Below are 10,795 nucleotides of genomic sequence, written 5' to 3' on the forward strand. Positions count from 1 at the left end.
TTGCCGCACCGCGCGGCGGGCCGCTACCAGGCCAGTTGCGCGATTTCCTCGGAGACCACCGCGCAGGCGTCGGCCGCCGGGTCGATGAGCGGGAAGTGGCCGACACCGTCGAGCAGGGTCAGTCCGACGAGTTCCCCCGCCTGAGCGGCGGCCGCCACGTACGCCTCCGCGACGGCCTCCGGCACCACGATGTCGTCGCGGCCCTGGACCACCGCGGTCGCGATGCCGGTCGGGAGCAGTGCGGCCGGGTCGGCGTACGGGAGCCGTTCGTTCCAGAACTTGGTGGTGCCGCCCAGCAGTTGGCCACTGGCTCCGCCGCAGACGCCGAGTTGCTCCGCGACCGTGAAGTCCGCGATGGGGGCCAGTGCCACCACGCCGCGCAGGTGCGGCGCGGAAGACAGTCGCCACGGGCTCCCGACGGGCAGGACGTGCCGGGCGGCGGCCCACAGGGCGAGGTGGCCGCCGGCGGAGTGGCCCGTCACGACGACCCTGCGTACGTCCGCCTGCGGGAGCGCCGCGCCCGCCAGCCCGGGCAGCGCGTCCATGGCCGCCGCGACGTCGTCGAAGGTCTCGGGCCACCGACCCGCGACGGGCCCTTCGGAGCCCTGGTGCGGCAGTGAACTCCCGCGCCGGTACTCCACGTTGGCGACGGCGAAGCCCTGGCGGGCGAGGAAGTCGGCGAAGGGGGTGACGTGTTGGCGGTCGTACGGGGCGCGCCAGGCCCCGCCGTGCAGGAGGACGACGAGGGGGGCCGAGCCGGTGGCCGCGTCCCCGCGCGGGGCGTAGAAGTCGACGAGCTGGTCGGGGTGGTCTCCGTACGCGGCGGTGGCGTCGGGTTCGACCGGGGGGTGGGAGAAGGCCGAGTCGGCCTCGGCGGCGTCCCGTTCGACTCCGGGGTCCGTCATCGGCTCAACCTCTCGGTAACGCGTGTGACAGCGGGGACAGATGTTCCGGTGTTACGGCAGAGCGGGACCGTATCAGGCTGGAACGCACCGTTCCGTGGCGGGGCGAGAACAGAAAGGGCGCGGGCGGAGCCTCGGCTCCGCCCGCGCCTGTGACGTCCCCTGAGAGGTGACGTTTCGCCGCCACCTCCCCGGACCCGTCACCCGAAAATGTGACCCAGTGTCCGGGCCGCGCGCTCGGCGTCGGCGAAACCGACGTAGAGCGGGGTGAAGCCGAACCGAAGGACATCGGGTGCCCGGAAGTCCCCGACGACGCCGCGGGAGATCAGTTCGGTCATGACCTCGCGGGCGTTGTCGGTGCGCAGGGAGACCTGGCTGCCGCGCCGGGCGTGCTCGGTCGGGGTGACGGACTCGACCTTGCCCTCGGGGACGTACGCGGCCACGCAGGCGAGGAAGAAGTCCGTCAGCGCGAGGGACTTGGCGCGGACGGCTTCGACCGGCACCCCGTCCCAGGCGTCGAGGGCCGCTTCCAGGGCCAGCATCGACAGGATGTCCGGGGTCCCGACCCGCGCGCGGGCCGCGCCCGGCGCCGGCGCGTAGTCCGGGGTCATCGCGAAGGGGTCCGCGTGGCCGTTCCAGCCGGGCAGCGGGGAGTCGAAGGACTCCTGGTGGCGCTCGGCGATGTACAGGTAGGCCGGGGCGCCGGGGCCCCCGTTGAGGTACTTGTACGTACAGCCGACCGCGAGGTCGACGGCGTGCGCGTCGAGGTCCACCGGCAGCGCTCCGGCGGAGTGGCACAGGTCCCAGACGGTGATCGCCCCGGCGGCGCGGGTCGCCGTCGTGAGGGCGGGCAGGTCGTGCAGCCGGCCGGTGCGGTAGTCGACGTGGTTGAGCAGGACGACGGCGGTGGCCGGCCCGATCGCGGCGGCGGCCTCTCCCGGTTCGACCGGGACGACCGTGAGGCCGGTCATCCGGGCGGCCGAGGCGGCGATGTAGCCGTCGGTGGGGAAGGTGGCGGCGTCGACCAGCAGCTCGGTTCGGCCGGGCGCCGCCAGGCGGGCGGCTCCGACCAGCGCCTTGAAGAGGTTCACGCTGGTGGAGTCGCCGACGGTGATCTGGCCGGGGGCCGCGCCGACGAGCGGGGCGATCTTGTCGCCGATCCGCTCGGGGGCGGTCCACCAGCCGGACTCGTCCCAGGAACGGATGAGCAGCTCGCCCCACTGGCGGCGGACCACGTCGGCGGTGGTGTCCGCGACGGTGGCCGGGAGGGCGCCGAGGCTGTTCCCGTCGAGGTAGACGACCCCCTCGGGGAGGGTGAAGCGCTCGCGGAGCTTGGCGAGCTCATCGGCGGCGTCGAGCGCGGCGGCCCGCTCCCTCAGGTCGACGGACAGGTCGACGGACAGGTCGACGGACAGGTCGACGGGCGCGGCCGCGGGCAGGCTCGCGATCGGCTCGGCGGTCAGGTCCGCGAGCGGCTCGGCGGTCACGGGTATCGACTCAGACATGGCTGCGCGCCGTCCACAGCTCGGGGAACACGTTCTTCTGGGCGCGCTTCTCCAGCCAGGTCACGCCCGCGGAGCCGCCCGTGCCGGTCTTCGCGCCCATCGCGCGGCGGGTCGCCACCAGGTGGTCGTTGCGCCAGCGCCAGACGAGTTCCGCGACGTCCGTCAGGACCTCGCCGAGGCGGTGCAGGTCGTGGTGCGCGTCCGGGTCGGCGTACAGGGCCGTCCAGACGGCCTCGACGTCCGGGGACGGCTCGTAGCGCTTCGACAGGTCGCGGGTGAGCACGGAGTCGGGGATCGCGAAGCCGCGGCGGGCGAGGAGGCGCAGCACCTCGTCGTACAGGCCGGGCTCGTGGAGGGCCTTCTCCAGCTCGCCGTGGACGCGCGGCGCGCCCCGGTGCGGGACCAGCATCGACGCGGCCTTGTCGCCGAGCAGGAACTCCATGCGGCGGTACATCGCGGACTGGAAACCGGAGCCCTCGCCGAGGGCAGCGCGGTAGGCGTTGAACTGTCCGGGGGTGAGCTGCGCCAGCGGGCGCCAGGAGGAGTTCAGGGCCTCCAGCTCGCGGAGGGATCGTTTCAGCGCGTCCATCGCGACGGGGATCCGGTCCTCGCGGAGCGCCTTCGCGGCGGTCTCCCACTCGTGGACGATGACCGTGAACCACAGCTCCATGACCTGGGTCGTCACCAGGAAGACCATCTCGCCGGGGTCGTCCGAGCGGAGGTGCTGGAGGTGGGTGAGGACGTCCGCCTGGACGTAGTCCTCGTAGGGGGTGGTGCCGGCGAAGTCGAGGTTCGGGGTGTCCGAACCGGCTCCGGAGGCATCAAGGGCTTGCGACATTTCTGTCTCCTCGACACGTGCTTCCGGGTAGCGGTCCGCTCCTTCCGTTTGGGTGAGTGGAGCCCCGGTCCCCTGCTCGCATCATAAGCAGGAGATCCGGAACCCCTCTAGGGCAGTCCGCCCGGCTGTTACGCGAGCGTGTCCGCCGCCGTCGGCGAGGAGTCGCGCAGGAAGGTCGAGCAGCGCTCCCACTCGGCCTTCTCGTCGATCGCGCCGGCCGCGCGGGCCAGGGCGTTCAGGGCGCGCAGGAAGCCCCGGTTCGGCTCGTGCTCCCACGGCACCGGACCGTGGCCCTTCCAGCCGGCGCGGCGCAGCGCGTCCAGGCCGCGGTGGTAGCCCGTCCGGGCGTACGCGTACGACTCGATGGTGTTGCCGGCGGCGAAGGCGTCGTCGGCCAGGGTGGCCCAGGCCAGCGAGGACGTCGGGTGGGCGGCGGCCACCTCGGCGGCGGGGGTGCCGGCGGCGAGGGCCTCGCGGGGCGCGGGCTCGTCGGGCAGGTGGGTGGGGGCGGGGCCCCCGAGCAGGTTCTGGTGAATCGACATGCGCCCAGTCTGGGGTATCGACCCCGGCCGCGGGGCCGGTGGTGGGGTGCCCACCACGCCGGGGCGAAGGGGTGTGCCCGGCGCACCTCCCCGCGCAGGGGGTTCCGGGCGGACGGTAGGGAGGCATCGACGAAGGGGGGAAGTCGTGGACACCGGCACGGGTTCGGGCATCGGCGTGGGGCCCGAGCGGCTGGACGAGGTCGTCGAGGAGTTGTGCGCCGCGGTGTTCCCGTCGTTGCGGCGGCGCGACCAGCGGGAGCGGGGTCGTCAGTACGTACGGGGGCTGATCGCGGTCGAGGGTCGCAAGTCGATCCGCAACATGGCACACCAGACCCGGGGCGGCGGGCCCGCCGAGGAACAGGCCCTGCACCACTTCATCGCCGGCTCCACCTGGGAGTGGGAGCCGATCCGCGCCGCGCTGACGCGGTACCTGATGCGGGCCGCGCCGCTGAACGCGTGGGTGGTGCAGCCGATGGCGATCCCGCGGGGCGGGGAGCACTCGGCGGGCGTGGGGAACCGTTTCGACCCGTACCAGGGACAGATGTTCCAGGGGCAGCAGGCCTTCGGGACCTGGTTCACCTCGGGGGGCGTGGCCACGCCGGTGGGGTGGCGGATGCACCGGGAGGACGACGCCGAGGAGCCGTACGAGACCTGCGCGCTCTCGGGGGTCCTGGAGACCGTGCGGGGTACGGGCGCGGGCGTACGGCCCGTGGTGCTCGACGTACCCGACATCGCGACCCGCGCCACGGTGAACCGGTTCGCCCGGGCCCGGGTGCCGCTGCTGGCACGGGCCGGCGCGGGAGCGCGGATGGTCCTGGCGGACGCACGACTGCCGGGCTCCGGGTCGGCGCCGATGACCGCGCGGGACGTCCTGCAGAGCGTGCGGGGGCTGCGCGCACCGCTGGAGTGGGCGGACCCGGACCGGCCGGGGGCCCGACGGAGTTCCCTGGTGGCGGGGGTACGGGTGGTGTTCGCCGGGCGGGAGATGCTGCTGTTCGGGGAGTGGACGGAGGCGCGGCGGCAGCCGGTGCAGCCCTGGGTGACGGACCTGACGCGGGCCGCGCCGGCGGCGCTGGTGCGGATGACGAAGGAGACGGGGCGGGTGTCCCGGGCCGCCGGCACCTCGCTGGGCCGGGTGGGGCTGCGGGACTACGTCGGGCGGTCGCCGGCGGGCTGGCACCGGCACGTGACGCTGGCCTCGATCGCGCACGCGGCGCTGTGGCAGGCCGGAGGCCTCCCCGCCGCGCCGCGGACCACCCCCGTCAACAGACCGCTCCCCCGCCCCCGCCACCCCACCCCGACCCCCTGCTGACCACCCCCGGCCCATCAGCCCCGCCGGCGTTCGAGGCGCGGGGCCGCCCCCACCCAACCCCGAACCGCCCCCACCCAGCCCCGCCGGCGTTCGAGGCGCGGGGCCGCGCCCATCCAGCCCCGAACCGCCCCCATCCAGCCCCGCCGGCGTTCGAGGCGCGGGGCCGCGCCCATCCAGCCCCGAACCGCCCCCATCCAGCCCCGCCGGCGTTCGAGGCGCGGCGCCGACCCCACCCGGCCCCGAACCGCCCCCATCCAGCCCCGCCGGCGTTTGAGGCGCGGGGTCCGGGGCGGAGCCCCGAAAGCCCGGCGCAGCCGGGGCCGCTCCGCGCAACGGCGCCGCACCCCAACGCCCGCCCATCCGCCCGCCCGGCCGCCCCGCCCCGCCCCCACAACCGGCGGAGCCCTACGCCTCGCGCCACCCCGTCGACCGCCGCGCGTCAAGCACCGCACGCGTCTTCCGCAGCCGGAGCGCCATCTGGATCTCCAGGGCCCGCGCCGGCTTCTGCCAACCCTCACCGAGGAGTTCGGCGATCCGCTCCAGCCGGCGCGACACCGTGTTCGGGTGCACGTGGAGTTCCTCCGCCGCGTGCGTCGGGCTGCCGCCCGAGGCGAAGTACGCGTCCAGGGTGCGGGTCAGGTCCGCCCGGCGGTCGGCGTCGTACTCCAGGACCGGCCCGACGGTCGAGGCGATGAACGCCTCCACGTCGTGGTCGGCCGACAACAACAGTCCGAGGAAGCCCAGTTCACGCAGCGAGGCCGTGCCCCCGGCGCCGTCCAGCGCGGTCAGCGCGTCCAGGCAGCGCACCGCCTCCGCGTACACCCGGGCCACGTCGCCCGGTCCGGCCGCGGGTCCGGCGGCGCCGGTGGACACGGCGTGGCCGAGCAGCGGGGACAGTTCGCCGGAGGCCCGGTGCGCGGTGGCCGAAGCGTCCGTACCGGGCAGGACCAGCACGATGCAGCCCCGGCGGACCCCTTTGAGCCCGCCCATCCGGTACGCGTACGAGGACGCCCAGGCGACGGCCTTGCCGAGTTCCCCGCCCTCCGGCCGGGCCACCACCACCACGTGCGGCCGGTCCAGGTCGAGGCCGAGACGACGGGTGCGGTCCAGCAGGTGGGCGCCGACGGCGTGGGGCCGTTCCAGCAGGTCGGCCAGGAGTTCCTCGTGCACGGGCCCCTCCGCGGCGGCCGTACCGCGCTGGATGAGCATCAGCGAGGCCACCGACTGGGCCGCGAGCTGCAACAGCCGTACGTCCTCCTCCACCAGCGGCGCGGACGCGCTGAGCAGCAGTACGCCCAGGTCCTCGGCGCCCGCCAGCACCGGCGCCAACCACACGTCGCCGGGCAGTCCCACGGGGCGCCGGTCGGTCAGCGCCTGGAGCGCCGCCCTGGTCACCGATGCCTCGTCCAGGTCGGGTAGTTCGCCGGTGACGGTCAACGGCCGGCCGCCCGGGTCCCGTACCTGGAGCACCCCGTCCAGGGCGTCGGCGGTGGCCCGCGCCAGGGTGGGCAGTCCGGCGCCGTCCAGGACCAGTCCGGCCAGCCGGGCGTGGCACTCCCACAGGTAACGGACCCGGGTGAGCGCGGTGTTGGTCCGGGAGCCGAAGGCCTCCAGTTCGTGCACCTCGTCCCGGGTCTGCTCCAGCAGCCGGGCCTTCTCGATGGCGACGGCCGCCAGGTCGGCCAGGGAGAGCAGCATGCCGATCTCGTCGGGGCCGAACCGCCGCACGGCGCGGTCGGCGCCGTAGAGCGCGCCGAGGGTGGAGTCCCCGCGTCGCAGCGGCACCGCGATGATCGCGCGCAGTCCCTCGGCCCGGACCACGGCGTCGATGCCGGGAGCGTGCGCGATGGCGTCGTCGTCCAGGTAGTCGGCGCTCCAGACCGCGGAGCGGCGGCCTTGGGCGATGCTGCCCAGGCCGCGGCCGGTACCGAGTTCGAGGCCCACGTTCAGGGCGGTGGTCTCGCCCTCGGAGGTCCGTACGTAGGCCGAACCGTCGGGGCGGCTCAGCGACAGCCAGGCCATGTCGAACCCGAGGAGCCGGCGGGCCCGTCGGGTGATCAGCCGCAGCAGGCCGTCGATGTCGTAGGGCGAGGTCAGGTCGTGTGCGGTGTCGACCAGGGCGGTGAGCGCGGCCTCCCGCTGCTCACGGCGCCTCGCGTTCTTGCGCACCGCGTGGGACAGGTCCACCGCCCGGGTCAGCCGGGCGAGTTCCTCGCTGTCGGCGCCGGCCTCCCGGGCTTCGAGCAGCAGGGCGTCGTAGGCGCTCTGCGGGGCCTCCGCGACGAGCAGTTCCAGTACGGCCAGCGAGCCGTCCCCGTCTCCACGCATCCTGCCCCTCCCCCCTCCGACCAGCACTTCTCCGTCCGGAACGTGAACCTAGGTTCCGGGTGTCGGAGGGTCAAGCGGGGCCGGTTCAGACGAGGCTGAGCCACGGGGTGGGGCGGGACGCGCGCAGCGCCTCGACCCGTCGTTCGGCGCGGCGCAGATCGGCCAGGTAGGCGCCGCCGGACCGTTCGTGTCCGCCGCGCAGTCCGGCGAGCTCCAGGCGCAGTTCCCGGTCCCGTCCCAGGAACAGTTCCGCCTCGACCCATTGTCCGAGCACGGCGCGCCGGTCGGCGTCCAGGCCGGCGACGCGTCCGGCCAGCCAGGGGCCCGCGTCGATGCCGGCGAGGGCGGGGCCGGTCCAGAGGTCGAGGGCGCGGCGCAACCTGCGGGCCGCCTGTTCGAAGTCGCCCCGGCTCATGGCGCGGTAGCCGGCTCCCGCCTCCCGTTCGAACTCCTGGGCGTCCGATCGGCCGCCGCCGGTGTCGAGAACATACCCGCCGGACCGCGCCGCCAGGACCGTGCGGGCATCGCGCGCCGAGCCGACCGCCTGCGCCCGGGCGAACCGCTCGCGCAGCAGACGTACGGCGGTGAGCAGGACGAACCGGGCGTTGACGGTCGGGGTGCGATGGGCCAACTCGTCTGCGAGCACACGGATCGGCACGACCCGGTCGGGGCAGGCGGCGAGGGCGGCCAGGAGGTGGCGGGACTCCGGCGTGGGCGCCGTGACGGGCACGCCGTTCTCGCTGACGCGCAGCTTTCCGAGCAGCTCGATGTCCACGTCTTCCCCCCGGGTCCGGAGAAAAATAATACCCGGAAGGATCTTTTTGGGAAGAGAGGCGGCCGGGGAAAGCGTGGAAGAGGTGTCGGAAGGTGATCTCGGGTCGAGGCGTCAGGCCGAGACGGGCTCGCCGTGCCCCTCGCTCTCCACCACGGCCGGGACGCCGGCCGGGATCCCGGCCGGAACGCCGGTCGGGCAGCCGACCCGACACTCGTGCCGGCCGTGCGGACCGTACAGCGCGCGGGCGCCCCGCCCCGGTGCGGTGTCAAGCCGGATCGCCAGGGCCGGGACCACCATGCTCGGCAGGACGTGGCTGTACAGCTCCGAGGCCTGGGGGTCCAGGTCCAGGCCGAGCGTGGAGGCCATCCTGTTCAGTCCGGCGTACGCGCCCACGATCAGCCGCGACGGAACCACCGGGTCCACGTCCGGCAGGAGTTCGCCCCGCCGTTTCGCCTCCACCAACACGTCCGTGTGCAGCTCGATCCACGCCGTGTACGGAGCGGCCTGATCGAGTTCGCGACCGGGCCGGTCCAGGGTGAGTCGTGCGCTGGCCCGCATCAGCACGTCGTGCCGGAGCTGGTGGGAGAAGATCATCCCGATGTCGATGAACTCCTGGACCTTGTGGCTCTGGGGAAGGGCCCGCGGCTGCCCCTGGTTCTGCGCGTTCACGACGGCCTGCGCCAGGTCGTCCTTCGAGTCGAAGTGGAAGTAGAGGGCGCCCTTGGTGACCTTGGCGATGTTGACGATGTCGGAGAGCTTCGCCGCCTCGTAGCCGTGCTCCTCGAACACGGTCGCCGCCGCCTGCAGGATGGCCAGACGGGTTCGTACCGCCCGCTCCTGCTTGACCTGGGGTCGTTCCGTCCTCATGGCTGCCGCCTCTCCTGCCCACCGCCATTACATAACCGCGGGTACGTTCCTGTGGGTAGATTCCACACCATGGCCGAGCGGCAGTCCACCGGCGTATGTCACCTTCGACGGGCTCCGGCACCCGGGCGGGTATCACGCGGGCAGGTATGTGGGCCGGCAAGCGGCCGACATGCGAAAGGGGCCCGTCGGTCCCGTGGGACCGACGAACCCCTCTACCGGCTGGGGCCGGACTACTTCAGCCGGGTACCGGTGGAGCGCAGGTTGGCGCACGCCTCGGTGACACGCGCGGCCATGCCCGCCTCGGCGGCCTTGCCCCAGGTGCGGGGGTCGTACTTGGACTTCGTGCCGACCTCGCCGTCGACCTTCAGCACCGCGTCGTAGTTGCGGAACATGTGGTCCACGACCGGGCGGGTGAAGGCGTACTGGGTGTCGGTGTCGAGGTTCATCTTCACGACGCCGTTCTCCAGCGCGGTGGCGATCTCCTCGGCGGTGGAGCCCGAGCCACCGTGGAAGACGAAGTCGAACGGCGAGGACTTGCCGTACTTCTCGCCGACGCCGGCCTGGAGGTCCTTGAGAAGCTCGGGGCGCAGGACCACGTTGCCCGGCTTGTACACGCCGTGCACGTTGCCGAAGGACGCGGCCAGCAGGTAGCGGCCCTTCTCGCCCAGGCCCAGGGCCTCGGCGGTACGAATCGCGTCGTCGACGGTGGTGTACAGCTCGTCGTTGATCTCGTGGCTGACGCCGTCCTCCTCGCCGCCGGTCGGGGTGATCTCGACCTCAAGGATGATCTTCGCGGCGGCGGCCTTGGCGAGCAGTTCCTGGCCGATGGCCAGGTTGTCGGCCAGGGTCTCGGCGGAGCCGTCCCACATGTGCGACTGGAAGAGCGGGTTCAGGCCGCGGGCCACGCGCTCGGCGGAGATGTCGAGCAGCGGGCGGACGTAGCCGTCCAGCTTGTCCTTGGGGCAGTGGTCCGTGTGCAGCGCGACCGTGATGTCGTACTTGGCGGCGACGATGTGCGCGAACTCGGCCAGGGCGACCGCGCCGGTGACCATGTCCTTGTTGTACTGGCCACCCAGGAACTCCGCACCACCGGTGGAGATCTGGATGATGCCGTCGCTCTCGGCCTCCGCGAAGCCGCGCAGGGCAGCGTGCAGGGTCTGGGACGAGGTCACGTTGATGGCCGGGTAGGCGAATTTTCCTGCCTTCGCCCGGTCGAGCATCTCGTTGTAGACCTCGGGGGTTGCGATGGGCATCTGTCCGCTCCTTGGATGTGCGGGGAGTGTGCTTATTGCGGGCCCTGACCTGGGGGCGACGTCATCGTCGCCCCCATCCTTCCAGACTCCGCGCGACACTCCACCCCGCCGTCCACGCCACATGCGAAAACCGGGCGGGACGTTTCACGTGAAACATCCCGCCCGGCCACGAACGAGCAGGTCAGAGCCCGTCCCCGGGCCTTCGAGGGCCTTCGGGGACCTTCGTCCCCACCTGGTCGGGCCGGCCGGAAGCCGGTCGCGCCCGACCGTCGAGGACCGCCTGGTGAGACGGCGCCGACCGATCCGGGATCGGCGAGACTCCGACGACAGCGTCAAAGTTTCGCCTGACCCGTGGCACTTTGGCGACAGCAGGGCCTGGGTCGTCTCTTTCGGATCTTGTCGGTCGGGGTCGCGGTGTCCGGTGCCGTGCCTGGCAAGGCGGAGGGGCACCCGTGTACTGGACGTACTCGGGT

At 73.2% G+C, this 10,795-nt stretch carries 9 protein-coding genes; 1 reads left to right on the top strand and 8 read right to left on the bottom strand.

The features are described from left to right. Positions 1-23: 23 nt before the first annotated feature. The 4 genes from ACIRO3_RS28810 to ACIRO3_RS28825 form a co-directional block, all read right to left on the bottom strand. Positions 24-905, bottom strand: coding sequence for an alpha/beta hydrolase (locus tag ACIRO3_RS28810; protein WP_404141621.1), 882 nt, complete (start codon positions 903-905; stop codon positions 24-26). Between the two features lie 197 nt (positions 906-1,102). Next, positions 1,103-2,407, bottom strand: coding sequence for a kynureninase (gene kynU, locus ACIRO3_RS28815; RefSeq protein ID WP_404141623.1), 1,305 nt, complete (start codon positions 2,405-2,407; stop codon positions 1,103-1,105). Further along, positions 2,400-3,245, bottom strand: coding sequence for a tryptophan 2,3-dioxygenase family protein (locus ACIRO3_RS28820; protein WP_361770275.1), 846 nt, complete (start codon positions 3,243-3,245; stop codon positions 2,400-2,402). Before ACIRO3_RS28820 ends, kynU begins: the two co-directional genes overlap by 8 nt. A gap of 128 nt (positions 3,246-3,373) precedes the next feature. After that, complete coding sequence (locus ACIRO3_RS28825) at positions 3,374-3,787, bottom strand: DUF3151 domain-containing protein (RefSeq protein ID WP_053676967.1); 414 nt, start codon at positions 3,785-3,787, stop codon at positions 3,374-3,376. A gap of 145 nt (positions 3,788-3,932) precedes the next feature. Between ACIRO3_RS28825 and ACIRO3_RS28830 the strand changes: the two genes are divergently transcribed. After that, positions 3,933-5,099: a transposase gene (locus tag ACIRO3_RS28830; protein WP_404141625.1), complete on the top strand. Its 1,167-nt coding sequence runs from the start codon at positions 3,933-3,935 to the stop codon at positions 5,097-5,099. Positions 5,100-5,504: 405 nt separating this feature from the next. Here the strand turns inward: ACIRO3_RS28830 and ACIRO3_RS28835 are convergent, their stop codons facing one another. The 4 genes from ACIRO3_RS28835 to fbaA all read right to left on the bottom strand — a co-directional run bounded on the left by ACIRO3_RS28835 (position 5,505) and on the right by fbaA (position 10,322). Further along, on the bottom strand, positions 5,505-7,427 hold the full coding sequence (locus ACIRO3_RS28835; protein ID WP_404141627.1) for a helix-turn-helix domain-containing protein: 1,923 nt from the start codon (positions 7,425-7,427) through the stop codon (positions 5,505-5,507). Positions 7,428-7,512: 85 nt separating this feature from the next. Next, positions 7,513-8,202, bottom strand: coding sequence for a BTAD domain-containing putative transcriptional regulator (locus ACIRO3_RS28840; protein WP_404141629.1), 690 nt, complete (start codon positions 8,200-8,202; stop codon positions 7,513-7,515). 111 nt (positions 8,203-8,313) lie between these two features. Next, the gene (locus ACIRO3_RS28845) at positions 8,314-9,069 is read right to left on the bottom strand and encodes a ScbR family autoregulator-binding transcription factor (RefSeq protein WP_404141630.1); all 756 of its coding nucleotides are present in this window, start codon (positions 9,067-9,069) and stop codon (positions 8,314-8,316) included. 230 nt (positions 9,070-9,299) lie between these two features. Next, positions 9,300-10,322 carry a class II fructose-bisphosphate aldolase gene (gene fbaA, locus ACIRO3_RS28850; RefSeq protein ID WP_365997229.1) on the bottom strand — a complete coding sequence of 341 codons (1,023 nt, stop codon included), beginning with the start codon at positions 10,320-10,322 and terminating at the stop codon, positions 9,300-9,302. Positions 10,323-10,795 lie beyond the last annotated feature (473 nt).

Source organism: Streptomyces sp. NPDC102278 (assembly GCF_044766345.1).
In the GTDB taxonomy this organism is placed as follows: Bacteria; Actinomycetota; Actinomycetes; order Streptomycetales; family Streptomycetaceae; genus Streptomyces.

What these genes read in the sequence shown, in the direction of transcription:
- ACIRO3_RS28835 (WP_404141627.1), bottom strand. Translation starts at nt 7,427, where the DNA reads ATGCGTGGAGACGGGGACGGCTCGCTGGCCGTACTGGAACTGCTCGTC.
- fbaA (WP_365997229.1), bottom strand. Translation starts at nt 10,322, where the DNA reads ATGCCCATCGCAACCCCCGAGGTCTACAACGAGATGCTCGACCGGGCG.
- ACIRO3_RS28810 (WP_404141621.1), bottom strand. Translation starts at nt 905, where the DNA reads ATGACGGACCCCGGAGTCGAACGGGACGCCGCCGAGGCCGACTCGGCC.
- ACIRO3_RS28845 (WP_404141630.1), bottom strand. Translation starts at nt 9,069, where the DNA reads ATGAGGACGGAACGACCCCAGGTCAAGCAGGAGCGGGCGGTACGAACC.
- ACIRO3_RS28825 (WP_053676967.1), bottom strand. Translation starts at nt 3,787, where the DNA reads ATGTCGATTCACCAGAACCTGCTCGGGGGCCCCGCCCCCACCCACCTG.
- ACIRO3_RS28820 (WP_361770275.1), bottom strand. Translation starts at nt 3,245, where the DNA reads ATGTCGCAAGCCCTTGATGCCTCCGGAGCCGGTTCGGACACCCCGAAC.
- kynU (WP_404141623.1), bottom strand. Translation starts at nt 2,407, where the DNA reads ATGTCTGAGTCGATACCCGTGACCGCCGAGCCGCTCGCGGACCTGACC.